The sequence below is a fragment of the Pseudomonas sp. TMW22090 genome (genome assembly GCF_022496665.1).
Lineage (GTDB): Bacteria > Pseudomonadota > Gammaproteobacteria > Pseudomonadales > Pseudomonadaceae > Aquipseudomonas > Aquipseudomonas gregormendelii.
This window is the reverse complement of the sequence record NZ_SCFH01000002.1, coordinates 260,453-287,435: the sequence shown is the minus strand read 5'-3', so window position 1 is coordinate 287,435 and position 26,983 is coordinate 260,453. Positions and strand designations below refer to the sequence as shown.

Below are 26,983 nucleotides of genomic sequence, written 5' to 3'. Positions count from 1 at the left end.
CAAGGCCCGGTACAATCCGGGCCTTGTTGTTTTCGAGCTCACAGACAGGATCACCATGCCGGCTTCATTCGTTCATCTACGCCTGCACACTGAATACTCCCTGGTCGACGGTCTGGTGCGGATCAAACCGCTGGTCAAGACCCTGGTCGGCATGAACATGCCTGCCGTGGCGGTCACCGACCAGAACAACATGTGCTCTCTGGTCAAATTCTATAAAGCAGCCATGGGTGCAGGCATCAAGCCGATCTGCGGCGCCGACCTGTGGCTGTCCAACAAGGACCCGGACAATGCATTGAGCAGGATCAGCCTGCTGGCGATGAACGCCGTGGGTTATCGCAACCTGACTGAACTGATCTCCCGGGGCTTCATCGACGGCCAGCGCAATGGTTCGATCATCATCGAGCGCGAGTGGGTGGCCGAGGCCAGCGAAGGCCTGATCATGTTGTCGGCGGCCAAGGAAGGCGAAATCGGCCTGGCCATGCTCAGTGGCAATCCGGCGGAAGCGGAAACCCTGGCACGGGAATGGATGGCGGTGTTCCCGGACCGCTTCTATCTGGAAATCCAGCGCACCAACCGTCCCAACGACGAAGAGCAACTGCACGGCGCCGTCGCCCTGGCCGAGAAAATCGGTGCACCGCTGGTGGCGACCAACGATGTGCGGTTCATCAAGCAGGAAGATTTTGCCGCCCACGAAACCCGGGTCTGCATCGGTGAGGGCCGGGCCCTCGACGATCCCCGGCGCTCGAAGAACTACAGCGACCAGCAGTACCTCAAAAGTGCCGAGGAAATGGCCGAGCTGTTCAGCGACATTCCCGAAGCGCTGGAAAACACCGTCGAGATCGCCCGGCGTTGCAACATCGAAGTGAAGCTGGGCAAGCACTTCCTGCCCAACTTCCCGATTCCCGATGGCATGACCATCGACGAATATTTCCGCAAGGTGTCCTTTGACGGCCTGGAAGACCGCCTCACCGTCCTGCTGCCCAGGGATACCACCGAGGACTACGAAGCCAAGCGCCAGGTGTATGTCGACCGGTTGAATTTCGAGCTGGATATCATCATCCAGATGGGTTTTCCCGGTTATTTCCTGATCGTGATGGACTTCATCCAGTGGGCCAAGAGCAACGGTGTGCCGGTAGGTCCCGGCCGGGGCTCGGGTGCCGGCTCGCTGGTGGCCTATGTGCAGAAGATCACCGACCTTGATCCTCTGGAATACGACCTGCTGTTCGAACGTTTCCTCAACCCGGAACGGGTATCCATGCCCGACTTCGACGTCGACTTCTGCATGGACGGTCGTGACCGGGTCATCGAGTACGTGGCCGAGAAGTACGGACGTAATGCGGTAAGCCAGATCATCACCTTCGGCTCCATGGCCGCCAAGGCTGTGGTCCGGGACGTGGCGCGGGTGCAGGGCAAGTCCTACGGCCTGGCGGATCGTCTGTCGAAGATGATCCCGTTCGAAGTCGGCATGACCCTGGAAAAAGCCTACGAACAGGAAGAAATCCTGCGCGACTTCATCAAGGTCGATGAAGAAGCCGCAGAAATCTGGGAGATGGCGCGCAAGCTTGAAGGCGTGGTGCGTAACGTCGGCAAGCACGCCGGTGGTGTGGTTATCGCCCCGACCAAGCTCACTGACTTCTCGCCCATTTATTGCGACGAAGCCGGCGATGGCCTGGTAACTCAGTTCGACAAGGACGACGTCGAGGCCGCTGGCCTGGTGAAGTTCGACTTCCTGGGACTACGGACCCTGACGGTCATCGACTGGGCGCTGAAAACCATCAACCGCGACCGTGCCAAGGTCGATGAAGCGCCCCTGGACATCGCCTTCATTCCGCTGGATGACAAACCGACCTACCAGTTGCTGCAAAAAGCCGAAACCACAGCGGTGTTCCAGCTTGAGTCGCGCGGCATGAAGGAGCTGATCAAGAAGCTCAAGCCCGACTGCCTCGAAGACTTGATCGCACTGGTGGCCCTGTTCCGTCCGGGGCCTTTGCAGTCAGGCATGGTTGACGACTTTATCAACCGTAAGCACGGTCGCGCGGAACTGGCGTACCCGCACTCGGACTACCAGTACGAGGGCCTCAAGCCGGTACTGGCACCGACTTACGGCATCATCCTGTATCAGGAACAGGTGATGCAGATTGCCCAGGTCATGGCTGGTTACACTTTGGGCGGGGCGGACATGCTCCGGCGCGCCATGGGCAAGAAAAAGCCCGAGGAAATGGCCAAGCAGCGCGGCGGTTTCATCGAAGGTTGCGCGACCAACAATATCGATGCCGACCTTGCGGGTAACATCTTCGACCTGGTGGAGAAATTCGCCGGTTACGGCTTCAACAAGTCTCACTCCGCAGCCTATGGCCTGGTGTCGTACCAGACCGCATGGCTGAAGACACATTACCCGGCGCCGTTCATGGCTGCGGTACTGTCGGCGGACATGCACAACACCGACAAGGTCGTGACCTTGATCGAAGAAATTCGCACCATGAAGCTGCGTCTCGACGCGCCGGATGTGAATACTTCGGAGTTCAAGTTCACGGTGAACGAAGAAGGCCGGATTATTTACGGCCTTGGTGCGATCAAGGGCGTGGGTGAGGGGCCGGTGGAAGCCATCACCGAGGCGCGCCAGGATGGGCCGTTCAAGGACCTGTTCGATTTCTGCGCTCGGGTCGATCTCAAGCGCATCAACAAACGTACCCTGGACGGTTTGATCCGCAGCGGTGCGCTGGATCGCCTGGGACCGTATTTCCACGACGAGCCCAAAGCCTATCAAGCGAGCATCGACCAGAATCGTGCCGTGTTGCTCAATGCGATGGAAGGGGCTATCAAGGCGGCGGAACAGACCGCGCGCACCCACGACAGTGGCCACGCCGACCTGTTTGGTGGCCTGTTCGTCGAAGAGGATGCGGATGTTTACGCCAACCATCGCAAGGCCAAGGAACTGACCCTCAAGGAACGCCTCAAGGGCGAGAAAGATACCTTGGGCCTGTACCTCACCGGCCACCCGATCGACGAGTACGAAGGCGAGATCCGCCGTTTCGCCCGCCAGCGCATCATTGACCTGAAGCCGGCACGCGATACCCAGACCGTGGCGGGCATGATCATTGCGCTGCGGGTGATGAAAAACAAAAAGGGCGACAAGATGGGGTTCATTACCCTGGACGACCGCTCCGGCCGCATTGAAGCCTCATTGTTTGCCGAGGCGTTCCATTCCGCGCAATCGTTGTTGCAGACCGACGCGATGGTGGTGGTCGAAGGCGAGGTCAGCAACGATGATTTTTCCGGCGGCCTGCGCCTGCGGGTCAAGCGGGTGATGAGCATGGAAGATGCGCGCACCAACCTGGCTGAAAGCCTGCGCCTGAAGTTGCAGACCAAGGACTTGAAGGGCGATCAGCTACGCTGGCTGGGTGAATTGTTCAAGCGCCATCGCGGCGCGTGTCCTATTACCATGGAATACACGAGCCCCGATGCCAAGGCCTTGCTGCAGTTTGGCGAGACCTGGCGAATCGACCCGGCGGATGCGTTGATTCAAGCCTTGCGTGACCAGTTCGGGCGAGACAACGTCTTCCTCCAATACCGTTGACGGCCAGGTGCCGCTCTTGCACAAGAGAGCAGCCCTGATCTCGACCCAATTTTTAATCTCGACCTGAACGCGCCTGTCCCTTATGGTAGGGCGCGAATAGACAACCGGCCGGCCCAAGCTCACTTGGACGTCGACCCAAGACGGACGCCTATGAACCCGAATTTTCTAGATTTCGAACAGCCGATCGCCGACCTTCAAGCCAAGATCGAAGAGTTGCGCTTGGTCGGTAATGACAATTCGCTGAATATCGGCGATGAGATCTCCCGCCTTCAGGACAAGAGCAGCACCTTGACCGAGGACATCTTCGGCAAGCTGACCAGCTGGCAGATTGCACGTCTGGCGCGTCACCCGAAACGTCCATACACCCTCGATTACATCGAGCACATCTTCACCGAGTTCGACGAACTGCACGGCGACCGTCACTTTTCCGACGACGCGGCCATCGTGGGCGGCATTGCCCGTCTGGACGACCAGCCGGTGATGATCATCGGTCACCAGAAAGGCCGTGAAGTGCGCGAGAAGGTTCGCCGCAACTTCGGCATGCCGCGCCCTGAGGGCTACCGCAAAGCGTGCCGCCTGATGGAAATGGCTGAACGCTTCAAGATGCCAATCCTGACGTTCATCGATACGCCAGGCGCTTACCCGGGCATCGATGCTGAAGAGCGCAACCAGAGCGAAGCGATTGCCTGGAACCTGCGAGTCATGGCACGCCTGAAAACCCCAATCATCGCCACCGTGATCGGTGAAGGTGGTTCCGGTGGTGCACTGGCGATCGGTGTTTGCGATCAGTTGAACATGCTGCAGTACTCGACCTATGCAGTGATTTCGCCGGAAGGCTGCGCGTCGATCCTGTGGAAAACCGCCGAAAAGGCGCCGGATGCTGCTGAAGCCATGGGCATCACCGCCGAGCGCCTCAAAGGCCTGGGTATCGTCGACAAGGTGATCGGCGAGCCTCTGGGTGGCGCTCACCGCGACCCGGCCGCAGCGGCCGCGTCCATCCGTGCAGAGCTGAGCTCGCAACTGGCGATGCTGAAGAAGTTCGATAACGAAGCGCTGCTGGCCCGTCGTTACGAGCGTCTGATGAGCTACGGTCTCTAACGACCACGCAGTGTCCCATGTGGGAGCGGGCTTGCCCGCGAAGGCGGTGTACCAGTCAACGTTGATGTTGAATGTGACGGCCTCTTCGCGGGCAAGCCCGCTCCCACAGTTGATTTGTGTGGTTTGAACGATATGAGTCAGCCCATGACTGATCTGCCTGCAAGGTTGCTCCTGAACCTTACGCCCTGGCGCAATGCCGCTCGTTGGCACATCGCCTTCTCCGGCGGACTCGACTCCACCGTCCTGCTGCATCTGCTCGCCCATCTCGCAAAAAAACACTCCCTGCCGGCGCTGAGCGCCATCCATGTCCATCACGGCCTCCAGGCTGCGGCTGACGCGTGGCCGCAGCATTGCCGGACAGTCTGTAACGAGCTGGGTGTGCCCCTGCAGGTCGTTCGCGTGCAGGTGGAGCCCGGCGCCAGCCTCGAGCGCGCCGCCCGGGAAGCTCGCTATAGGGCGTTCGTGGTGGCGACTGGGGCCGGCGAGTTACTGCTGACTGCGCAGCACCGCGACGATCAGGCCGAAACCCTGTTGTTTCGGTTGATGCGCGGGTCCGGGGTGCGCGGCCTGGCGGGAATGCCTTCACAGCGAACCCTGGGGCGCGGCCATCTGTTGCGTCCGTTGCTCGATGTCACTCGCGGCGAGCTCGAGTTCTACGCGGCCGAGCATCAGTTGCGCTGGATCGATGACCCTTCGAACCAGGATCGGCAGTTCTCGCGCAACTACCTGCGTCATCAGGTTTTGCCGGTCATGATCGAGCGCTGGCCGCAAGCGGTGACTACCATGGCCCGCAGCGCGGCACACCTGCGGGAAGCGCAGGACTTGCTTGATGAGCTGGCGCACATGGATCTGGCCAGCGCCCGCACGGCCAGTGATTTCGACTGGTTGGGCGTGCCCTCGCTGGAGTTGGCAGCGCTTGCGCGACTTTCCGCCGCGCGCCAGCGCAATGCGCTGAGTGGCTGGCTTGCGGCACTCACCCAGCTGCCCGACAGCGACCATTGGTCGGGTTGGGAGAACCTGCGCGATGCCGCCCCCGATGCCCGGCCGATCTGGCGCCTTGCCCAGGGCGAATTGCATCGCACGGGCGGGCGGATCTGGTGGTTGGCCGGCAGCTGGCTACGTCCGGCAACCGACGCCGTAGCCTGGAATGATCCCTCCCAGCCACTGGTGCTGACGGATAACGGCGTGCTCAATTTCAACGGCCGGATTCCCGATGGTCCGTTGCAAATCCGCTATCGTCAGGGGGGGGAGGTCATGGCTGTGGCCGACCGAGGTCATCGCGATCTCAAGCGCCTGCTCAACGAAAGGCATGTCCCGGGGTTTGTGCGTGGCAGATTGCCGCTGCTCTACCGAGGCGAGCAATTGCTTGGGGTGGCCAACTTGCGGGGCTTGAGTGGCTGCGCGCGGGACGGCTGGCATTTGCATTGGGCTCCACTAAGCGAAGATCAAGGTTTGAGCTGAAAGGGGCTTTCCGGTAGACTACGCTCCCTTCTTGATACAACTTCTGTGGATTCGACTGAATCGCAGGAGTTGCCGATTACCAAGCAGTCTTTGCTGGGCGATTCCAAAAAATGTGTAGCGAGCAACCTACCGGTGTTTCATCTACCGGTCTGTCCCAACGCGGCGGTTTTTTTGAAAGGTGCACTGTGATTAATGCAGGTGATCGGGGGCTTCGGCCTTCCTTCGCTTTCCCCGGCGGCTCGGACCGCTTTAACGCAGACTTCTAGGGTTTTTCATGACGCGCTACATATTCGTCACGGGCGGTGTTGTTTCTTCATTGGGGAAAGGCATTGCATCGGCTTCATTGGCGGCGATCCTGGAGGCGCGGGGACTTAAGGTCACCATGCTGAAGCTGGACCCGTACATCAACGTCGACCCGGGCACCATGAGCCCGTTCCAGCACGGTGAAGTGTTCGTCACCCACGACGGCGCCGAGACCGACCTGGACCTGGGCCACTACGAGCGGTTCATCCGCACGACCATGACCCAGAACAACAACTTCACGACCGGCCGTGTGTACGAGCACGTGCTGCGCAAAGAGCGTCGTGGTGACTACCTGGGTGCAACCATCCAGGTGATCCCGCACATCACCGACGAAATCAAGCGCCGCATCATCAAGGGCGCCGGCGATGCCGACGTGGCCATGGTCGAGATCGGTGGCACCGTGGGTGATATCGAGTCGCAACCGTTCCTCGAAGCCATCCGTCAATTGCGTTTCGAAGTCGGCGCCAAGCGCGCGATGCTGATGCACCTGACGCTGGTGCCGTATATCGCCACTGCTGGCGAGACCAAGACCAAGCCAACCCAGCATTCGGTCAAGGAGCTGCGCTCCATCGGCCTGCAGCCAGACGTGCTGGTATGCCGCTCCGATCACCCGATCGACATCTCGTCGCGTCGCAAGATCGCCCAGTTCACCAACGTTGAAGAACGTGCGGTGATCGCGCTGGAAGACGCCGACACCATCTACAAGATCCCGGGCATCCTGCATTCGCAAGGCCTGGATGATTTTGTCGTCGAGCGTTTCGGCCTGCAATGTGGCGGTGCCGACCTGTCCGAGTGGGAAGCCGTGGTCGACGCCAAGCTCAACCCTGAGCATGAAGTCACCATCGCCATGGTCGGCAAGTACATGGAACTGCTGGACGCCTACAAGTCGCTGATCGAAGCGATGAGTCACGCCGGCATCAGCAACCGCACCAAGGTCAACCTGCGCTACATCGATTCCGAAGACATCGAGAACCAGGGGACTGCACTGCTGGAAGGCGTCGATGCGATCCTCGTACCTGGCGGCTTCGGCCTGCGGGGCGTGGAAGGCAAGATTACTGCCGTTCAATTCGCTCGCGAAAACAAGGTTCCGTACCTGGGTATCTGCCTGGGCATGCAAGTGGCCGTGATCGAGTTCGCTCGTAACGTGCTGGGCTGGAAAGATGCCAACTCCACCGAGTTCGATCGTGCCAGCGGCCACCCGGTCGTGGGTCTGATCACCGAGTGGGAAGATGCCACCGGCGCCGTCGAAACCCGTACCGAAACCTCCGACCTGGGCGGCACCATGCGTCTTGGTGCGCAGGATTGCCTGCTTGAGCCGGGTTCCCTGGTGCACGATTGCTACGCCAAGGACGTGATCGTAGAGCGTCACCGTCATCGCTACGAAGTGAACAACAACCTGCTGCCGCAAATCATGGAAGCCGGTCTGAAAATCTCCGGTCGCTCCGGTGATGGCGCGTTGGTCGAAGTGGTCGAAGCTCCGGATCATCCATGGTTCGTCGCTTGCCAGTTCCACCCTGAGTTCACCTCGACGCCGCGCGACGGTCACCCGTTGTTCAGCGGTTTTGTCAAAGCTGCTTTGGCTCAACACCAGAAGAAGGCGTAAACCTGATGGCGCAGAAGATCATCCGCGTAGGCGATATCGAGATTGCCAACGACAAGCCAATGGTGCTGTTCGGTGGCATGAACGTGCTGGAAAGCCGCGACATGGCGATGCAGGTCTGCGAAGAATACGTAAAGGTCACCGAGAAACTCGGTATCCCTTACGTGTTCAAGGCCAGCTTCGACAAGGCCAACCGGTCTTCTGTGACCTCTTACCGTGGTCCGGGCCTGGAAGAGGGCATGCGCATCTTCCAGGACATCAAGCAAGCCTTTGGCGTGCCGATCATCACCGACGTCCACGAGCCTGATCAGGCTGCGGTCGTCGCTGAAGTCTGCGACATCATTCAGCTGCCGGCCTTCCTGTCGCGCCAGACCGATCTGGTCGTCGCGATGGCCAAGACCAATGCAGTGATCAACATCAAGAAAGCCCAGTTTCTCGCGCCTCAGGAAATGAAACACATCCTGAACAAGTGCGTGGAAGCGGGTAACGATCAACTGATCCTCTGCGAGCGTGGTTCGAGCTTCGGCTACAACAACCTCGTGGTCGACATGCTCGGCTTCGGCATCATGAAGCAGTTCGAATACCCGGTATTTTTCGACGTGACCCACGCGTTGCAAATGCCCGGTGGTCGTGCCGATTCCGCCGGCGGCCGCCGTGCACAGGTTCTGGATCTGGCCAAGGCGGGCATGAGCCAGTCGCTGGCGGGTCTGTTCCTCGAAGCTCACCCGGACCCGGACAACGCCAAGTGCGACGGCCCTTGCGCCTTGCGCCTGGACAAACTGGAGCCATTCCTGGCCCAGCTCAAAGCTTTGGACGAACTGGTGAAGAGTTTTCCGACGGTAGAAACCGCGTAATCCTCATTTCTCCGGTAAAGTACCGCACGATTTGTTGCTCAGGCCCTCGGGCCTGAGCCTTATCGTCCGCAAGTCTGCCCGCTGTACACCACTTGCTGACGGTAAAAGATTTCCTCTAGCTGCGTCGTTTTCGTCAACTTTGGAGTGTTTACAACAATGGCAAAAATCGTCGACATCAAAGGTCGTGAAGTTCTCGACTCCCGTGGCAATCCCACCGTGGAAGCGGATGTGCTTCTCGATAACGGCATCATCGGTAGCGCGTGCGCGCCGTCCGGTGCTTCCACTGGCTCGCGCGAAGCGCTCGAGCTGCGTGATGGCGACAAGAGCCGTTACCTGGGCAAAGGCGTTCTGAAAGCCGTCGCCAACATCAACGGTCCGATCCGCGACCTGTTGAAAGGTACAGACCCAAGCGACCAGAAAGCGCTGGATCACGCGATGATCAAGCTTGATGGCACTGAAAACAAAGGCTCCCTGGGCGCCAACGCGATCCTCGCCGTTTCCCTGGCAGCCGCCAAAGCCGCCGCACAGGACCAGGACCTGCCGCTGTACGCTCACATCGCCAACCTGAACGGTACCCCGGGTGTTTACTCCATGCCGGTTCCGATGATGAACATCATCAACGGCGGCGAGCACGCGGATAACAACGTCGACATCCAGGAATTCATGGTTCAGCCGGTCGGCGCCAAGTCTTTCTCGGAAGGCCTGCGCATGGGCACCGAAATCTTCCATCACCTCAAAGCTGTCCTGAAGGCCCGTGGCCTGAGCACTGCAGTGGGTGACGAAGGTGGTTTCGCACCGAACCTGGCTTCCAACGAAGACGCTTTGAAAGTGATCTCCGAGGCCGTGGCCAACGCCGGTTACACGTTGGGCACCGACGTGACCCTGGCTCTGGACTGCGCCGCCAGCGAGTTCTACGAAGATGGCAAGTACAACCTGTCCGGCGAAGGCCAGGTGTTCACCGCCGAAGGTTTTGCCGACTACCTCAAGGGCCTGACCGAGCGTTACCCGATCATCTCGATCGAAGACGGCCTGGACGAGTCCGACTGGGCTGGCTGGAAAATCCTCACCGACAAAATCGGCGAGAAGACCCAGCTGGTAGGTGACGACCTGTTCGTGACCAACACCAAGATCCTGAAAGAAGGCATCGATAAGAAGATTGCCAACTCTATCCTGATCAAGTTCAACCAGATCGGCACCCTGACCGAAACCCTGGAAGCCATCCAGATGGCCAAGGCCGCTGGTTACACTGCCGTGATCTCGCACCGCTCCGGCGAAACCGAAGATTCGACCATTGCCGACCTGGCCGTGGGCACTGCAGCGGGCCAGATCAAGACCGGCTCCCTGTGCCGTTCGGATCGGGTATCCAAGTACAACCAACTGCTGCGTATCGAAGAGCAGTTGAACGGCAAGGCCAAGTACAACGGTCGCAGCGAATTCCGCGGTTGATCATCTACTGATGTAAAGTCAGCGGATTGTGGTGAAAAAATCGCAACGGCGATGGATTTGCCACTAATCTGATGCCTTATCAGCACAAGCCTGGGTCTTCCAGGCTTCGTGCTATCAGATGCTTCAAGTTTTGGCATGGCTGTCTTTTTCACTGGAAACCCGATATTCGATGCGCAGTCCCAATTGGTTGTTTCTCGTCTTGCTCCTGTTGCTGGCTGGCCTGCAGTACCGCCTTTGGGTGGGTAATGGCAGCCTGGCGCAAGTGGCCGAGCTGACTCAGCAGATCGCCGATCAGCACGCTGAGAACGAAGGCTTGCTGGAACGCAATCGGGTCATGGACGCAGAAGTCAGTGAGTTGAAAAAAGGCATGGAGACCGTTGAAGAGCGGGCTCGCCATGAGTTGGGCATGGTCAAGGACGGTGAAACCCTTTACCAGTTGGCTCAATGAATTCCTCGGTACCGGCCTTCTGGGCCGTGATTCCCGCCGCGGGCGTCGGTGCCCGTATGGCTGCGGACCGTCCCAAGCAATACTTGCAACTGGGCGGGCGCACTATTCTCGAACACAGCCTTGGCTGTTTCCTTGACCATCCTGGCCTTAAGGGGTTGGTGGTCAGTATTGCTGTTGATGATCCTTATTGGCCAAACCTGGCGTGCGCATCTGACCCGCGAATTCAGCGCGTGGCCGGTGGTGGCGAGCGTTCCGGCTCTGTGCTCAATGCCTTGCTGCATCTGCATGCATTGGGCGCTGATGATGAAGACTGGGTGTTGGTGCACGACGCCGCTCGACCGAACCTGGCCCGTGATGATCTCGATAAGTTGCTGAGTGAACTGGCGGATGATCCGGTCGGTGGGCTGCTGGCGGTGCCGGCGCGCGATACGTTGAAACGGGTCGACAAGCAGGGGCGTGTGGTTGAAACCGTAGATCGCAGTGTGATCTGGCAGGCGTATACGCCGCAGATGTTTCGCCTGGGTGCACTGCATCGTGCGCTGGCTGACAGCCTGGTGGCAGATGCAGTTATCACCGATGAAGCGTCGGCGATGGAGTGGGCGGGGTTGGCGCCGCGTCTGATTGAAGGTCGCTCCGACAATCTAAAGGTTACCCGCCCCGAAGATCTGGAGTGGTTGCGTCAGCGTTGGGCTCACCGGCGCTAAAAGATCGTCTGAACGCGGCCCGAGCCTTCGGACGATCTTTGATCTTCAAACCATCAACCCCGATACTCCGGCCGCTTGGCCAACCCCTCCTTCAAATAATCCACCAGCTTGCGCACCTTCGGCGACAGATGACGCTGCTGCGGATAAAGCGCCCACACCGCCGTGTTCGGCGGCTGATGTGCATCCAGCAGGGAAATCAGCTCGCCGTTTTTCAGATGCTCCAGCACGTAATAATCCGGCAGCTGACACAACCCGACCCCCTGTAATGCTGCGTCCAGCACCGCTTGCCCGCTGTTGCAGCGCCAGTTGCCCTGCACCCGCTGGGAAAACTCTCGCCCGTTCTGCTCCAGTTGCCACAGGTCGGAACTGCCGATCAGGCAATTATGCCGGCTCAGTTCAGACAGGCTGTGTGGGCGACCGTAGCGTTCGACGTAGGATGGGGAGGCGCACAGGTACATGCGCCGTGGCGCCAGGCGTGCCGCGACCAGCCGCGAATCCTGTAGACGGCCAAGACGAATGGCCAGGTCAAGGCCTTCATGCACCAAATCGAGTTGGCGGTTGCTCAGTTCGATATCGATGCGCAGTTGCGGGTAGAGCGCCATGAATCGTGTCACCAGCGGCACGATAAACCGTTCGCCGTAGGCCACCGCGCACGTCATGCGCAGCATGCCCTTGGGCTCGCTGGTCAGGTCGCCGACTGCACGCAGTGCTTCTTCGCGCCCATCCTGCAGGCGCTGGCAATGTTGCAGGAACGTCTGCCCGGCTTCAGTCAACGTCACCCGCCGGGTGCTGCGGTATAGCAGGCGGGTCTGCAGACGCTCTTCGAGGCGGACGATTTGTCGGCTGACGTGCGACGAAGAAACGCCAAGGCGTTCCGCAGCCGCTGTGAACTGACTGCATTCCGCCACGGCCACAAACTCGTCAATGCCTTCCCAGCGATTTTCCGACATGGATGATTATCCCTGTGTAGCAATAATGTTTTGCTTTTGTCCTGATTATTCACCGTAAATCGATGTATTACACTCCTTGTCTCGTTTATTCACTGGAGTATCTATCCCCATGATCAAGTCACGCGCCGCCGTTGCCTTCGAGGCCAGGAAACCTCTTGAGATCGTTGAAGTCGACGTCGCCATGCCCAAGGCCGGTGAAGTCCTGCTGCGCGTCGTGGCCTCCGGGGTTTGTCATACCGATGCCTACACGCTGTCCGGTGCAGACCCGGAAGGCATCTTTCCATCGATCCTGGGACACGAAGGTGGCGCAGTGGTTGAAGCCATCGGCGAAGGCGTGACGTCGGTCGCTGTCGGCGATCATGTGATTCCGCTGTATACCCCGGAATGCCGCCAGTGCAAGTTCTGCCTGTCGGGCAAAACCAACCTGTGCCAGGCCATTCGCGCCACCCAGGGCAAAGGCCTGATGCCCGACGGCACCACGCGCTTTTCCTACAAGGGCCAGGAAATTTTCCACTACATGGGGACTTCGACTTTTTCCGAGTACACCGTGCTGCCGGAAATCTCCGTCGCCAAGATCGCCAAGGAAGCGCCTCTGGAGAAAGTCTGCCTGCTGGGTTGCGGGGTCACCACCGGCATTGGTGCCGTGCTCAACACCGCCAAGGTAAAACCAGGCGATACCGTCGCTATCTTCGGCCTCGGCGGGATCGGTCTGTCTGCGATCATCGGTGCGGTCAAAGCCAAGGCCGGCCGGATCATTGCCATCGATATCAACCCGGCCAAGTTTGAAATCGCCAAGCAGCTGGGCGCCACCGACTGCGTCAATCCGAAAGACTTTGACCGTCCGATCCAGGAAGTCATCGTCGACATGACCGATGGAGGCGTCGACTTTTCCTTCGAATGCATCGGCAACGTGCAACTGATGCGCGCCGCGCTTGAGTGCTGCCACAAGGGCTGGGGCGAGTCGGTGATCATCGGCGTCGCCGGTGCAGGCCAGGAAATCGCCACCCGTCCATTCCAGCTGGTGACCGGTCGAGTCTGGCGCGGGTCGGCTTTCGGTGGGGTGCGTGGTCGTACCGAGCTGCCAAGCTACGTCGAAATGGCTGAAACCGGTGAAATCCCGCTGGATACTTTCATCACCCACACCATGGGCCTGGAAGATATCAACAAGGCCTTTGACCTGATGCACGAAGGCAAAAGCATCCGTAGCGTCATCCATTTCTGAGGTCGCTCATGAGCCTGGAAAATATCTCCTGCCAGAAAAGCTTCGGCGGCTGGCACAAACGCTACCGGCATCGTTCCGATGTGCTCGGCTGCGACATGGTGTTCGCCGTGTACCTGCCGCCGCAAGCGGAGCAGGGCGGCAAGCTGCCTGTGCTGTACTGGCTGTCCGGCCTGACCTGCACCGATGAGAACTTTATGCAAAAGGCCGGTGCCATGCGCATGGCTGCGGAACTGGGGATGATCATCGTCGCCCCGGACACCAGCCCTCGCGGTCCCGATGTGCCGGCCGATCCGGACGGCGCCTGGGATTTTGGCCTGGGTGCGGGTTTTTATCTGAATGCTACCCAGGCACCCTGGTCACGGCATTACCGGATGCATGACTATGTGGTGAAGGAACTGCCGGCGTTGGTCGAGGCGCATTTCCCGGCGTCGGACAAACGCGGCATCAGCGGTCACTCCATGGGCGGTCACGGTGCGCTGGTTTGCGCTTTGCGCAACCCGGGCCGCTATCAATCGGTGTCGGCGTTTTCACCGATCAACAATCCGATGGATTGCCCGTGGGGCCAAAAAGCCTTCTCCCGTTACCTGGGAGAGGATCGGTCTAAGTGGCGCGAGTGGGATGCCTGTGCACTGATTGCCGAGGCTGACGAAAAGCTGCCACTGCTGGTTGACCAAGGTGATCGCGACGACTTCCTCGCCACCCAGCTCAAGCCTGAAGCCCTGCAGCAGGCGGCCAAACTGGCCGGTCATCCGCTGACGTTGCGCTTGCAACCGGGCTACGACCACAGCTATTTCTTCATCGCCAGTTTCATTGATGACCACTTGCAGCATCACGGGCGTGCTCTAAACGCCTAATGTGCTGCAAAGCAGGTAGAATCACGCCCTGACAAAATTCGGGGCGTTTTTTTTATGCGTATTGGCCACGGCTATGATGTGCACCGTTTCGCTGAAGGCGATTTCATTACTCTGGGCGGCGTGCGTATTGCACACGGCTTCGGGCTGCTCGCTCACTCCGACGGTGACGTCCTGCTGCACGCCTTGAGCGATGCCTTGCTTGGCGCTGCTGCGCTGGGCGATATCGGCAAGCACTTTCCCGACACGGACCCTACATTCAAGGGCGCGGACAGCCGTGTGCTGTTGCGTCACGTCGTCGGCCTGATCCACGCCAAGGGGTGGAAAGTCGGCAACGTCGACAACACCATCGTCGCCCAGGCACCGAAAATGGCCCCGCATATCGAATCGATGCGCGCGCTTATTGCCGCCGATCTTCAAGTTGAGCCGGACCAGGTGAACGTAAAAGCCACCACTACCGAAAAGCTTGGCTTTGTAGGACGCGAAGAGGGTATCGCCGTGCATTCCGTTGCCTTGTTGTTGCGCGCATGAACGAACTGCAACTGCTTGGGCCGCGGGCCTATGGTGAGGCGCTTGGCACTGCGGTACTCAAAGCCACTGCCGAAGATTTTCAGGTCGATGAAGTGCTCGACATCCCCCTCAGTGGCGAGGGTGAACATTTATGGATCTGGGTCGAGAAGCGCGGCCTGAACACCGAGGAAGCGGCACGGCGAATCGCCAAGGCTGCGGGCGTTTCGTTACGTACCGTCAGTTACGCGGGGCTCAAGGACCGTCAGGCGCTGACTCGCCAATGGTTCAGCGTGCAATTGCCGGGCAAGGCCGATCCTGATTTGTCGGCAGCCGAAAACGACACGTTGAAAATCCTCAAGACCGGTCGCCACAAACGCAAGCTGCAACGCGGTGCTCATTCGGCCAATGGCTTCACCTTGCGCCTGACCCAGTTCTCTGGCGACAAGGCGGCGATCGAACAGCGGCTGCAGTTGATCGGCAAACAAGGTGTCCCCAATTATTTTGGTACCCAGCGTTTCGGCTTCGATGGCGGCAATGTGGTCGATGCCCGTGCCTGGGCTGCGCGCAAGGCTTTGCCGGAGCAGCGCAACGTGCGCTCGCGCCTGCTCTCAACCGCCCGCAGTTTCCTGTTCAACCAGGTGTTGGCGGCTCGAGTGGCCGACGGTACCTGGCAGCGTGCCCAGGTCGGCGACCTGCTGGCTTTCACTGACAGCCGCAGCTTCTTTCCGGCTGGCGAAGCTGAATGCAGCGACCCGCGCCTGGCGATTCTTGACCTGCATCCCACAGGTCCGCAGTGGGGTGAAGGTGACTCACCGGCCGCTGGGGTTGTCCATGAACTGGAGCAGGCAATCGCCACTCGCGAAGCAGACTTGCGCGATTGGCTGGTTAACGCCGGAATGAGCCACGAACGTCGCATCCTGCGACTGCCCATTGGTGGGTTGACGTGGCATTATCCCGAGCCTGACATTCTGCAACTGGAATTCGTCCTGCCGGCCGGATGCTTCGCCACTGTATTGGTGCGCGAACTTGTCGATCTGGTGCCGGTGGGGCAGACGGACAGCCCATGCGTATTCTGATTTCTAACGACGATGGGGTAACTGCGCCCGGACTCGCCGCGCTTTATGCTGCGCTGGCCGATTACACCGAGTGCGTGGTTATCGCCCCCGACCAGGACAAAAGCGGCGCCAGCAGCTCGCTGACGCTCGACCGTCCGTTGCACCCGCAAACCCTGGCCAATGGTTTTATCAGCCTCAACGGCACGCCTACCGATTGCGTGCACCTGGGCCTCAACGGCCTGCTGGAGCGCCAGCCGGACATGGTGGTTTCGGGGATCAACCTGGGCGCCAATCTTGGGGACGACGTGCTGTATTCCGGAACGGTTGCTGCGGCTCTCGAAGGACGATTCCTGGAGCGTCCTTCCTTCGCGTTCTCCCTGGTCTCACGGCAGACGGAGAACCTTCCCACAGCGGCTTACTTTGCGCGCAAACTGGTAGAAGCCCACGCTGACCTCGACCTGCCCCCGCGCACGGTGCTGAACGTGAACATTCCGAATTTGCCCCTGGATCACATTCGCGGCATTCAGCTGACCCGCCTCGGCCATCGCGCCCGGGCTGCGGCACCGCTCAAAGTGGTCGACCCGCGTGGCAAGTCCGGTTACTGGATTGCAGCTGCCGGGGACGCCGAAGACGGTGGCCCGGGTACGGATTTCCACGCAGTGGTGCAAGGCTATGTGTCGATCACTCCACTGCAACTGGACCGAACCTTCAATGACGCCTTCAGAAATCTTGATGGCTGGCTGGAGGGCCTGCGCTAATGGCTCGTGAGCACGACGACATTCTGCGGCGCGGCATCGGCATGACTTCCCAGCGTACCCGCGAGCGCCTGATCCAGCGTCTGTATGACGAGGGCCTCTCCAACGCCAAGGTGCTGGAGGTGATTCGTCGTACACCGCGTCATCTGTTTGTCGATGAAGCACTGGCACACCGCGCTTATGAAGACACGGCGTTACCGATCGGCCATAACCAGACCATCTCCCAGCCTTACATGGTCGCGCGCATGAGCGAGCTTCTGCTGGAAGCGGGGCCGCTGGACAAGGTCCTCGAGATTGGCACGGGTTCGGGTTATCAGACGGCGGTGCTGTCGCAGCTGGTCGAGCGAGTGTTCTCGGTGGAACGCATCAAGGTCCTGCAGGATCGGGCCAAGGAGCGCCTGGTCGAATTGAACCTGCGCAATGTGGTGTTTCGCTGGGGGGACGGCTGGGAAGGCTGGCCGGCGCTGGCGCCCTACAACGGAATAATCGTCACGGCGGTCGCGACAGATGTACCCCAGGCGTTGCTCGACCAGTTGGCGCCGGGTGGACGCCTGGTGATCCCGGTCGGCTCGGGGGAGGTCCAGCAATTGATGCTGATCGTCCGCGAGGAACAGGGTTTTTCCAGGCATGTACTGGGTGCTGTCCGGTTCGTGCCGTTGTTGAACGGGCCGCTTGCCTGAGCATTTGTTTAAACGCGCTGAATTCTATTCGATTGCTCATGTCTTACAGCGGCAACATCGGGTTAAACAGATTCATCGTCAGTGAGCAAACGTGTGCGGTAGTTCACTAAGGTAAAGCCGGCACGGCCCGTTATACTTGCGTCATTTCCTGCCGATACTTGGCAATTCAAATTTTCAGCCACCACAAAGGGAGCGGCGGGTGAGTCTCAAAGTCATTGCGCAGCGAATCGGTATCACGAGCTTTCAGCGCCTGGTGACTGGCCTTGTCTTGAGCACCTTGCTGGTCGGATGCTCCAGCAACAAATCGAGCGACGTACGCGTCGTCGATCGCAACAACACCGTGGCTCAACGGCCGGCAGTCACGACGGGCCAGTACGTCGTGCGACCCAAGGACACCCTGTTCTCCATCGCCTTCCGCTACGGCTGGGACTACAAGGCCCTGGCTGCGCGTAACAACATTCCGGCGCCATATACCATCCGTCCGGGTCAGACGATTCGCTTCGATGGGCGCACCGGTTCAACGGCTTCAACAGTTTCCAGTTCTTCGAGTTCAACGCCTTCATCGTCGAGTAAAACGACGGTTTTCAAGCGCCCGGTAAATGGCTCTGGGCCAACGACTGCAGTGGTTGTACCGTCCGTCGCGAACAAACCGGCAGCCGTCCCACTGCCTCCGGCAGGCCCAGCCCCGACCGGCTGGGGATGGCCATCTAATGGCATTCTTATTGGAAAATTCTCTTCAAACGGGAGTTTGAATAAAGGAATTGATATCGCCGGAGATTTGGGACAGCCTGTTTTAGCTGCGTCTGATGGGACGGTGGTATACGCCGGGAGTGGCTTAAGGGGCTACGGCGAATTAGTCATCATCAAACACAGCGATACCTACGTCAGTGCCTACGGACATAACCGCAGGCTGTTGGTTCGGGAGGGGCAGCAGGTCAAGGTCGGACAGACAATTGCCGAAATGGGGTCAACGGGTACAGACCGGGTGAAACTGCATTTTGAGATTCGCCGCCAAGGTAAACCTGTAGATCCGCTGCAGTTCCTGCCACGTCGTTGATTTGTTTCCAGCCTGTTCCGTCACGTAGAGGGAACAGGCTCCAGCGTTGCCAAGGATAAAGGCGTCGCTTGAGCTTGAGGTCGAACTCACCAAAGGACTATAACAATGGCTCTCAGTAAAGAAGTGCCGGAGTTTGACATCGACGATGAGGTTCTCCTGATGGAGACCGACGCCGTTGCGGATGCGATGTCGAATGATGAAGGGGCGGCTACACCTTCCGTTCGGACAAAATCCAAACACTCCACGTCGTTGAAGCAACACAAGTACATTGACTACACGCGTGCACTCGATGCCACGCAGCTGTACCTCAATGAAATCGGCTTTTCCCCTCTGTTATCCCCCGAAGAAGAAGTACATTTTGCGAGATTGTCGCAAAGTGGGGATCCGGCTGGGCGCAAGCGCATGATTGAGAGCAACCTGCGGCTGGTGGTGAAAATCGCCCGACGCTACGTCAATCGTGGCTTGTCACTGCTGGACCTGATCGAAGAGGGCAACCTCGGACTCATTCGGGCGGTAGAGAAGTTCGACCCTGAACGTGGCTTCCGCTTTTCGACCTACGCCACCTGGTGGATTCGTCAGACCATCGAACGCGCGATAATGAACCAGACCCGGACCATCCGGTTGCCGATTCATGTGGTCAAGGAGCTGAATGTTTACTTGCGGGCAGCCCGGGAACTGACGCAAAAACTTGATCATGAACCTTCACCCGAAGAAATCGCCAACCTGCTGGAAAAACCGGTGGGCGAGGTCAAGCGCATGCTGGGCTTGAACGAGCGGGTTTCTTCGGTCGACGTCTCGCTGGGTCCGGATTCGGATAAAACCCTGCTGGACACGCTTACCGATGACCGTCCAACCGATCCATGTGAACTGCTGCAGGACGACGACCTTTCCCAGAGCATTGACCAGTGGCTGTCCGAGCTGACCGACAAGCAACGCGAGGTGGTGATTCGCCGCTTCGGCCTGCGCGGTCACGAGAGCAGCACGCTGGAAGATGTGGGCCTGGAAATTGGCCTCACCCGTGAGCGGGTCAGGCAGATACAGGTTGAAGGTCTCAAGCGTCTTCGGGAGATCCTGGAGAAGAACGGTTTGTCGAGCGAGTCGCTGTTCCAATAAGCGTGTTGCAGGCAGGCAGCGAAAAACCCCGACTGGTTCGGGGTTTTTTGTTGGCTGGGATTTGAGTCGGCGGGGGGCTCGGTTTTGCAGTCAGCGGGCGTAAGTATTTGCTTACTCTGTTGTAAGTGTTCGTTATTTTTGCAGGTAAACAGTTGGCTGTGTTCAACCAATATTTTAACTAAGCCTTTGATTTTTGAGGAATAATTTTCATATTCAAAACTGGCTATTTATCCGATTTGGCATTTTAGAGGCGTTGCCCGTGGCCGGGGAAAGTCTAGTATCGGGGTTGTGTCGACGGATAGACACGCCCCTCAGGATGAGGGGAAGGACATCGCAGGATGCGATTCATCAGGATGATGAAAAGGAAAACAGGGACTAGGGAAAAAATGTGGGCGGGTCAAACCGCCCCTTTTTTTTGCCTGTAGAAAAGCTGGATCTTTTGATCTAAAAAAAAGGCCCGTAACGGGCCTTTTCGGGAACGCGATCAGATCAGCGTTCGAGGTGTTCGAGCTTGCCTGTCTTGCCATCCCATGCCGCAGAATCCGGTAGCGGATCCTTGCGTTCGGTGATGTTTGGCCATACTTCGGCCAGCTCCATGTTCAGCTGGATGAAGTTTTCCATGCCGGCCGGGACTTCATCTTCGGAGAAGATGGCCACAGCAGGGCATTCTGGTTCACACAGCGCGCAGTCGATGCACTCATCCGGGTGAATCACCAGGAAGTTCGGGCCTTCGTAAAAGCAGTCCACCGGACAGACTTCTACGCAGTCGGTGTACTTGCACTTGATGCAGTTGTCGGTGACGACGAAGGTCATTTCTAATTTTCTCCTCAGGCGGCGGCAGCGGAGCCCCTTCACGTTGGGGTCGCCAGGTTTGGGAGCGATAGTCTGCAGGCCTGGCTGTAGCCTGCAGCATCCCAAACCGCGCGAGATTCTAACAGCTTGCAAGCAAGTGCGTTAGATCCGTGTCTTCAGTGCATAGAGCATTTCGAGCGCCTTGCGTGGCGTGAGGTCATCCAGGTCGAGTTTAGCCAGTTCATCCAGCACCGGGTGAGGGAGACTGGCGAACATGTCGCTCTGCTGCGGCGCGCGATTTTTACCTTTGACCGGCTTGGGCGCCTCGTGCGGCAAGGCGGTGGCCTCCAGTCGGCCAAGGTGCTCGCGGGCACGCAGAATCACCTCGCCAGGTACGCCGGCCAACTGTGCCACGGCCAGGCCATAACTCTGGCTGGCAGGCCCCGGCAGGACGTGGTGCAGGAACACGATGCGTTCGTTATGTTCGGTGGCGTTGAGGTGCACGTTGGCGACCAGGGGCTGTGCCTCGGGCAATACCGTCAGTTCGAAGTAGTGCGTAGCGAACAGCGTGTAGGCGCGCAGGAACGCCAGGCGCTCCGCCGCTGCCCAGGCCAGGGACAAGCCATCGAACGTACTGGTGCCGCGTCCGACTTCGTCCATCAGTACCAGGCTGCGCTCGGTGGCGTTGTGCAGGATATTCGCCGTTTCGCTCATTTCAACCATGAAGGTCGAACGCCCGCCAGCCAGGTCATCGCTGGAGCCGATCCGCGTGAAGATGCGGTCGACCAGCGACAGCTCACAACTGGCTGCCGGAACAAAACTGCCGATATGCGCCAGCAACACGATCAAGGCGGTCTGGCGCATGTAGGTGGATTTACCGCCCATGTTCGGACCGGTGATCACCAGCATGCGGGTGTTGTCGTCCAGGCTGAGGTCGTTGGCCACGAACGGGGTGGTCAGCACTTGCTCGACCACTGGGTGGCGACCCTGGCTGATGCGCATGCACGGCTCTTCGACGAAGCGCGGGCAGTTCAGGTCCAGGTTCAGCGCACGTTCGGCGAGGTTGCTCAGCACGTCCAGTTCGGCCAACGCCGCAGCGGTGTCCTGCAGTGGCGGCAGCTTTGATATCAGGTCTTCGAGCAATGCTTCGTATAGCATCTTCTCGCGGGCCAGGGCGCGGCTCTTGGCCGACAGCGCCTTGTCTTCGAAAGCCTTGAGTTCCGGAGTGATGAAGCGCTCGGCACCCTTGAGGGTCTGGCGCCGAATGTAATCCGCTGGCGCCGACTCAGCCTGCTTGCTCGGCAGTTCGATGAAATACCCATGAATGCGGTTGTAACCCACTTTCAAGTGCGACAGGCCGGTACGGGCTTTTTCCCGCGCTTCCAGATCGATCAGGAATTGCCCGGCGTTCTCGCTCAGGGATTGCAGGTCATCAAGTTCGCTGTCATAGCCGGTTTTCAACACGCCGCCGTCACGGATAACCGCCGGCGGGTTGTCGATGATGGCCTTTTCCAGCAACGCGGCCAGTTCCGGGTAGGTGCTGGTGGTCGCGGCCAGTTGAATGAGGTGTGGCGCTTCCAGTTCAGCCATCGCCACCTGCAGTTGCGGCAGCGCACCGAGCGCGTCACGCAGCCGGGCGAGGTCGCGGGGGCGGGCGTTGCGCAGGCCGATCCGCGCCAGAATCCGCTCGATGTCGCCAATCTCCTTGAGCTGCGGTTGCAGCTGTTCGAATCGATAGGCATCTAGCAGGCAGGTGATGGACGTCTGGCGTGCCAACAGCACCTTGAGATCGCGAAGCGGACGGTTTAGCCAGCGCGTTAGCAGACGGCTGCCCATGGCGGTCTGGCAGCGGTCAACCACCGATTGCAGGGTATTGTCGCGGCCACCGGCAAGGTTGGTGTCCAGTTCCAGGTTGCGCCGGCTTGCACCATCCAGCACTACCGTGTCGTCGAGGCGCTCGTGTCGCAGGCTGCGCAAGTGCGGCAGGGCGGTGCGCTGGGTTTCCTTGGCGTAGCTCAACAGGCAGCCGGCAGCGCCGATCGCCAGGGTCAGGTTTTCGCAACCGAACCCTTTCAGGTCCTGGGTGGAGAACTGCTGGCACAGGCTTTTAAACGCCGAATCACGCTCGAAATCCCACGGCGCGCGACGACGAACCCCGCGGCGCTTCTCTGCGGGCAGGTCCTTTGGCCAGTCGTCCGGGATCATCAGCTCCACCGGATTGACGCGCTCCAGCTCCGCCAGCAGGTTTTCCCAGCCCTTGATTTCCAGCACGGTGAAGTTGCCGCTGGTGATATCCAGCACGGCCAGGCCAAACAGGCGCTCGTCTCCCAGCACCGCGGCAATCAGGTTGTCGCGGCGCTCGTCCAGCAACGCTTCGTCGCTGACCGTACCCGGCGTGATGATCCGCACCACCTGGCGATCCACGGGCCCTTTGCTGGTGGCCGGGTCGCCGACCTGCTCACAGATCACCACCGACTCGCCAAGTTTTACCAGTTTCGCCAGGTAACCTTCCGCCGCGTGGTAAGGAATCCCGCACATGGGGATCGCTTGTCCTGCAGACTGCCCGCGCGCGGTCAGGGTGATGTCCAGCAACTTGGCGGCTTTCTTCGCATCTTCATAGAAGATCTCGTAGAAGTCGCCCATGCGGTAGAACATCAGCTGGTCGGGGTGCTGGTTTTTCAGGCGCCAGTACTGCTGCATCATTGGCGTGTGGGAGGACAGGTCGGAGAGCGCTTTATTCATCGGATATCAGGCAAATTCGTTGAAAGGTGTAGGGCAAAGGAGGGACGTCGGCCCGGCTTTTCCGCGATGGGCGCAAGATTACCATGGGCAGTCCGCCCGCCGCAGGAGTGAAAGCCCTGCGATGCAGTTCCACCCCCGCACACACCGCGCATTTCCTCACATTTTTGATGGGGGGCGCGCCTTGCAAGCGTAATTGGCTCGTGTACGGTAGTGCTTATCCCGCCCGACAAGGAGATGACCGTGAAAGAAATCACCCAGCTCGCCGCTGAACTTGGCAGACGCCTGCAGGTTCTCAATGCTCATGTCACGACCGCCGAGTCGTGCACCGGCGGCGGGATCGCCGAGGCAATTACCCGGATTCCCGGTAGTTCGGCATGGTTCGAAGCCGGTTACGTGACTTACTCCAACCGGCAGAAAACCGAACAGCTGAATGTGCCCGGCGAGCTGTTCTCCACCGTAGGCGCGGTCAGTCGCGAGGTGGTCGAGGCCATGGTCAGGGGCGCCCAGGAGAAAAGCCGGGCGACTTTTGCCGTGGCGGTCAGCGGTGTCGCCGGGCCGGATGGCGGGTCTGCGAGCAAGCCGGTCGGTACGGTCTGGCTGGCCTGGGGCGTCGGGGAGCAGCTGTTCAGCGAGGTCCAGCACTTCCCGGGCAATCGCGACGAGGTCCGCCGACAAACGGTGAAGGCCGCGCTAGAGGGGCTGCTACGGCATGCCGCTTCAGAAATCTCAAATCAGGGGTAGGCGATCCTGAAGCGCTGTGGAATAATACTGTCTACTTATACAGGTGTTGGCCGTCAGGCCTTATTGATTACGTGAGGACTTTAATGGACGACAACAAGAAGAAAGCCTTGGCTGCGGCCCTGGGTCAGATCGAACGTCAATTCGGCAAGGGTGCCGTGATGCGTATGGGCGATCAAGACCGTCAGGCGATCCCGGCTATCTCTACTGGCTCTCTGGGTCTGGACATCGCGCTCGGCATTGGCGGTCTGCCAAAAGGCCGTATCGTTGAAATCTACGGTCCTGAATCCTCAGGTAAAACCACTTTGACGCTGTCGGTCATCGCCCAGGCGCAAAAAGCCGGTGCCACCTGCGCATTCGTCGACGCCGAGCACGCACTCGACCCGGAGTACGCTGGCAAGTTGGGCGTCAATGTCGACGACCTGCTGGTTTCCCAGCCGGACACGGGCGAACAAGCCCTGGAAATCACCGACATGCTGGTGCGTTCCAACGCGGTTGACGTGATCATCGTCGACTCCGTCGCTGCATTGGTTCCAAAGGCCGAGATCGAAGGCGAAATGGGTGACATGCACGTTGGCCTGCAAGCCCGTCTGATGTCCCAGGCCCTGCGTAAAATCACCGGTAACATCAAGAACGCCAACTGCCTGGTTATCTTCATTAACCAGATCCGGATGAAAATCGGCGTCATGTTCGGCAGCCCGGAAACCACCACCGGTGGTAACGCGCTGAAGTTCTACGCTTCGGTTCGCCTGGACATCCGCCGTACTGGCGCGGTGAAAGAAGGTGATGAAGTCGTTGGTAGCGAAACCCGCGTCAAGGTTGTGAAGAACAAGGTGGCTTCGCCGTTCCGTCAGGCTGAATTCCAGATCCTTTACGGCAAGGGCATCTATCTCAACGGCGAGATGATCGACCTGGGCGTACTGCATGGTTTTGTCGAGAAGTCCGGTGCCTGGTATGCCTATGAAGGCACCAAGATCGGTCAGGGCAAGGCCAACTCGGCCAAGTTCCTGGCAGACAACCCGGAAATCGCGGCGAAACTTGAGAAGCAGCTGCGCGACAAACTGCTGAGTCCGGCACCAGACGTTAAAGCGTTGGCAGATCGGGTGAAAGCAGATGACCTGGTTGATGTAGATGTTTGATTGATCCGATGACCGCCGTACTCGATACACTCGTCGCAGTGCGGCGAACCGCAATGGACCTGCTCGCGCGACGCGAGCATGGTCGAGTCGAGCTGACGCGTAAGCTGCGTCAGCGCGGCGCTCTCCCTGAAATGATCGACACTGCACTCGACCGTCTGACGGAAGAGGGTTTGTTGTCCGAATCCCGTTACCTTGAAAGCTTCGTGTCCTATCGTGCCCGCTCGGGTTACGGCCCGCTGCGTATCCGTGAAGAACTGAGCCAGCGTGGCCTGCAGCGTGCCGATATCGAGCTCGCTCTGCGTGAGAGCGGGATCAGTTGGCACGATCAGCTGGAAGAAACCTGGCGGCGCAAGTTTGCCGGGCATCTACCCATCGATGCCAGGGAGCGCGCCAAGCAGGGGCGTTTCCTGAGTTATCGCGGCTATTCGATGGAAATGATCAGTCGGCTGTTCAGCGGTCGAGGGATGGACGATTAAATGAAAAAGGCCCGCTAGTGATAGCGGGCCTTTTTTATTCGCTTCACGTCACCTTTGAAGGTTCCCGCGCGCGCTGTTGAGCCTGGGGTTTGGACTGTGACCAGTTTTCCGGCAGGTTGATGTAATCCACCAGTTCGCGCAGACGTCCGTGATCCCGCGCATTGAAGGTGAACGCCAGTCTTGCCAGGTGGCTGAACTGTTCGTCGTCGTGTTCTTCGCCGCTATAGGCGTGTTGATGGAAATGGTCGCTCAGGCACAGATCGGCGAACGCTTGCTGCATATGGTCGAGTGCCTGGTCGCTCAGCCTGTGGTTCATGCGAATGATGAACTGGTGCTTGAGCCAGCGACTGGAGTGGAAGTTGCTGTAGAACTGATTGATCTGCTCCACCGCTTCTTCGGCGCTGTAGACCAGGCTGACGAGCTTCATGTCGGTGGGCAGTATGTAGCGATTTTCTGCGAGCTGATGGTGGATGAAGTCCAGCGCGCCCTGCCAGAAAGTACCGCCTGGCGCATCCAGCAGTATCACCGGCACCAGAGGGCTCTTGCCGGTCTGGATCAATGTCAGTACTTCCAGGGCTTCATCCAGGGTGCCGAAACCTCCGGGGCAGAGCACCAGCGCATTGGCTTCCTTGACGAAGAACAGCTTGCGCGTGAAGAAGAAGTGAAATGACAGCAGGTTGGTCGTGCCCCGGACGGTCGGGTTGGCGTGCTGCTCGAAGGGCAGTGTGATATTGAAGCCAAGGCTGTGTTCAAGGCCGGCGCCTTCGTGGGCTGCCGCCATTATCCCGCCACCGGCGCCCGTGATCACCATCAGGTCTGAACGCGCCAGCGCAGCGCCCAGCTCGCGAGCCATTGCGTACAAGGGGTTTTCCACCGGTGTACGCGCAGAGCCGTAAACCGTGACTTTGCGTCGCCCCTTGAACTGTTCCAGCACGCGAAAGGCGTGTTCCAGTTCGCGCAGGGCCTGCAGGGTGATCTTGGCATTCCAGCGATTGTGGTCTTCCTGCGCCATGCGTAGCACGGTGAGGATCATGTCTCGGTAGATCGGGGAGTTCGGGCTGGCAGGTGAAACCAGGTTGAGGAGTTCTTCGACCTTGCTGGTGAGGTCGTGGCCGCTTTCTGCAAAATGACGGCTAAGGAGGTCATTCGGTTGGTAAGGCATTAACTTCTCCTTGCGTGCGGGCTCTGGTTTTTTTCGGTGAATGAAAAAAACGTTCGCAACTTCAAAAATCCATGACGGGCGGCTCCTTCCCGGCCCAAAGATGTAATGGTGATTACTCTAAATCTAGTCCTTGGCGAGGATTCGCGCTGACTTGATCATTGCGCTGCAACGTCTTTCCTGGCAATCGCTTATTAGCGATTCGAGAAGTGATTTCACCACTCGTCTGAACCTGATCCGAGAGTTCAGCGCT

The 26,983-nt window shown here is 59.2% G+C and carries 23 protein-coding genes; 19 read left to right on the top strand and 4 right to left on the bottom strand.

Translation table 11 applies throughout. From position 1 onward, the window contains the following. The first annotated feature begins 55 nt into the window (after positions 1-55). The 8 genes from dnaE to ispD all read left to right on the top strand — a co-directional run bounded on the left by dnaE (position 56) and on the right by ispD (position 11,491). A complete protein-coding gene (gene dnaE, locus EQV97_RS07390; protein WP_045060139.1) occupies positions 56-3,577 on the top strand; it encodes a DNA polymerase III subunit alpha in 3,522 nt (1,173 codons plus the stop codon). A 150-nt stretch (positions 3,578-3,727) separates the two neighbouring features. Continuing rightward, positions 3,728-4,675, top strand: coding sequence for an acetyl-CoA carboxylase carboxyltransferase subunit alpha (locus tag EQV97_RS07385; RefSeq protein WP_010462799.1), 948 nt, complete (start codon positions 3,728-3,730; stop codon positions 4,673-4,675). Between the two features lie 132 nt (positions 4,676-4,807). After that, positions 4,808-6,136 (top strand): tRNA lysidine(34) synthetase TilS, encoded by a 1,329-nt coding sequence (gene tilS, locus EQV97_RS07380; RefSeq protein ID WP_240888756.1) that lies wholly within the window; start codon positions 4,808-4,810, stop codon positions 6,134-6,136. A 274-nt stretch (positions 6,137-6,410) separates the two neighbouring features. Continuing rightward, the gene (locus EQV97_RS07375; protein WP_028622541.1) at positions 6,411-8,042 is read left to right on the top strand and encodes a CTP synthase; all 1,632 of its coding nucleotides are present in this window, start codon (positions 6,411-6,413) and stop codon (positions 8,040-8,042) included. A 5-nt stretch (positions 8,043-8,047) separates the two neighbouring features. Continuing rightward, positions 8,048-8,893, top strand: a complete 846-nt coding sequence (gene kdsA, locus EQV97_RS07370; protein WP_016985082.1) for a 3-deoxy-8-phosphooctulonate synthase — start codon at positions 8,048-8,050, stop codon at positions 8,891-8,893. Positions 8,894-9,049: 156 nt separating this feature from the next. After that, on the top strand, positions 9,050-10,339 hold the full coding sequence (gene eno, locus EQV97_RS07365; RefSeq protein WP_045060142.1) for a phosphopyruvate hydratase: 1,290 nt from the start codon (positions 9,050-9,052) through the stop codon (positions 10,337-10,339). A 169-nt stretch (positions 10,340-10,508) separates the two neighbouring features. Then, positions 10,509-10,787 (top strand): cell division protein FtsB, encoded by a 279-nt coding sequence (gene ftsB, locus EQV97_RS07360; protein ID WP_008028992.1) that lies wholly within the window; start codon positions 10,509-10,511, stop codon positions 10,785-10,787. Beyond that, positions 10,784-11,491 (top strand): 2-C-methyl-D-erythritol 4-phosphate cytidylyltransferase, encoded by a 708-nt coding sequence (gene ispD / locus EQV97_RS07355; RefSeq protein WP_122837699.1) that lies wholly within the window; start codon positions 10,784-10,786, stop codon positions 11,489-11,491. The genes ftsB and ispD overlap by 4 nt, the downstream gene beginning before the upstream one ends. A 53-nt stretch (positions 11,492-11,544) precedes the next feature. On the opposite strand, the gene EQV97_RS07350 is transcribed toward ispD, so the two are convergent. Beyond that, positions 11,545-12,441, bottom strand: a complete 897-nt coding sequence (locus tag EQV97_RS07350) for a LysR substrate-binding domain-containing protein (protein ID WP_122837700.1) — start codon at positions 12,439-12,441, stop codon at positions 11,545-11,547. 109 nt (positions 12,442-12,550) lie between these two features. Here EQV97_RS07350 and EQV97_RS07345 point away from each other — a divergent pair, with 109 nt between their 5' ends. The 8 genes from EQV97_RS07345 to rpoS all read left to right on the top strand — a co-directional run bounded on the left by EQV97_RS07345 (position 12,551) and on the right by rpoS (position 19,684). Then, complete coding sequence (locus EQV97_RS07345) at positions 12,551-13,663, top strand: S-(hydroxymethyl)glutathione dehydrogenase/class III alcohol dehydrogenase (protein ID WP_045060145.1); 1,113 nt, start codon at positions 12,551-12,553, stop codon at positions 13,661-13,663. A gap of 8 nt (positions 13,664-13,671) precedes the next feature. Next, positions 13,672-14,517, top strand: a complete 846-nt coding sequence (gene fghA / locus EQV97_RS07340; RefSeq protein ID WP_122837701.1) for an S-formylglutathione hydrolase — start codon at positions 13,672-13,674, stop codon at positions 14,515-14,517. Positions 14,518-14,571: 54 nt separating this feature from the next. Next, complete coding sequence (ispF, locus tag EQV97_RS07335; RefSeq protein ID WP_045060147.1) at positions 14,572-15,045, top strand: 2-C-methyl-D-erythritol 2,4-cyclodiphosphate synthase; 474 nt, start codon at positions 14,572-14,574, stop codon at positions 15,043-15,045. After that, a complete protein-coding gene (truD, locus tag EQV97_RS07330; RefSeq protein WP_122837702.1) occupies positions 15,042-16,100 on the top strand; it encodes a tRNA pseudouridine(13) synthase TruD in 1,059 nt (352 codons plus the stop codon). The genes ispF and truD overlap by 4 nt, the downstream gene beginning before the upstream one ends. Beyond that, the gene (gene surE, locus EQV97_RS07325; protein WP_122837703.1) at positions 16,088-16,837 is read left to right on the top strand and encodes a 5'/3'-nucleotidase SurE; all 750 of its coding nucleotides are present in this window, start codon (positions 16,088-16,090) and stop codon (positions 16,835-16,837) included. Before truD ends, surE begins: the two co-directional genes overlap by 13 nt. Positions 16,838-16,878: 41 nt before the next feature. Continuing rightward, the gene (locus tag EQV97_RS07320; RefSeq protein ID WP_205940048.1) at positions 16,879-17,514 is read left to right on the top strand and encodes a protein-L-isoaspartate(D-aspartate) O-methyltransferase; all 636 of its coding nucleotides are present in this window, start codon (positions 16,879-16,881) and stop codon (positions 17,512-17,514) included. A 199-nt stretch (positions 17,515-17,713) separates the two neighbouring features. Further along, on the top strand, positions 17,714-18,571 hold the full coding sequence (locus tag EQV97_RS07315; RefSeq protein ID WP_225570166.1) for a peptidoglycan DD-metalloendopeptidase family protein: 858 nt from the start codon (positions 17,714-17,716) through the stop codon (positions 18,569-18,571). A 105-nt stretch (positions 18,572-18,676) separates the two neighbouring features. Beyond that, positions 18,677-19,684, top strand: a complete 1,008-nt coding sequence (gene rpoS, locus EQV97_RS07310; protein WP_240888755.1) for an RNA polymerase sigma factor RpoS — start codon at positions 18,677-18,679, stop codon at positions 19,682-19,684. A 489-nt stretch (positions 19,685-20,173) separates the two neighbouring features. Here rpoS and fdxA read toward each other — a convergent pair whose 3' ends face one another. Continuing rightward, positions 20,174-20,497: a ferredoxin FdxA gene (fdxA, locus tag EQV97_RS07305; protein WP_045057548.1), complete on the bottom strand. Its 324-nt coding sequence runs from the start codon at positions 20,495-20,497 to the stop codon at positions 20,174-20,176. A 141-nt stretch (positions 20,498-20,638) separates the two neighbouring features. Then, entirely contained in the window at positions 20,639-23,218 is a 2,580-nt protein-coding gene (gene mutS / locus EQV97_RS07300; RefSeq protein ID WP_122837706.1) for a DNA mismatch repair protein MutS, read from the bottom strand. A 240-nt stretch (positions 23,219-23,458) separates the two neighbouring features. On the opposite strand from mutS, the gene EQV97_RS07295 reads away from it, so the two are divergent. The 3 genes from EQV97_RS07295 to recX all read left to right on the top strand — a co-directional run bounded on the left by EQV97_RS07295 (position 23,459) and on the right by recX (position 25,571). Next, positions 23,459-23,959, top strand: a complete 501-nt coding sequence (locus EQV97_RS07295) for a CinA family protein (RefSeq protein ID WP_122838610.1) — start codon at positions 23,459-23,461, stop codon at positions 23,957-23,959. Positions 23,960-24,042: 83 nt separating this feature from the next. Continuing rightward, entirely contained in the window at positions 24,043-25,095 is a 1,053-nt protein-coding gene (recA, locus tag EQV97_RS07290; RefSeq protein WP_045057550.1) for a recombinase RecA, read from the top strand. 8 nt (positions 25,096-25,103) lie between these two features. After that, on the top strand, positions 25,104-25,571 hold the full coding sequence (gene recX, locus EQV97_RS07285; RefSeq protein WP_045057551.1) for a recombination regulator RecX: 468 nt from the start codon (positions 25,104-25,106) through the stop codon (positions 25,569-25,571). A 43-nt stretch (positions 25,572-25,614) separates the two neighbouring features. Here recX and EQV97_RS07280 read toward each other — a convergent pair whose 3' ends face one another. Beyond that, complete coding sequence (locus tag EQV97_RS07280) at positions 25,615-26,733, bottom strand: TIGR00730 family Rossman fold protein (protein WP_240888754.1); 1,119 nt, start codon at positions 26,731-26,733, stop codon at positions 25,615-25,617. Positions 26,734-26,983 lie beyond the last annotated feature (250 nt).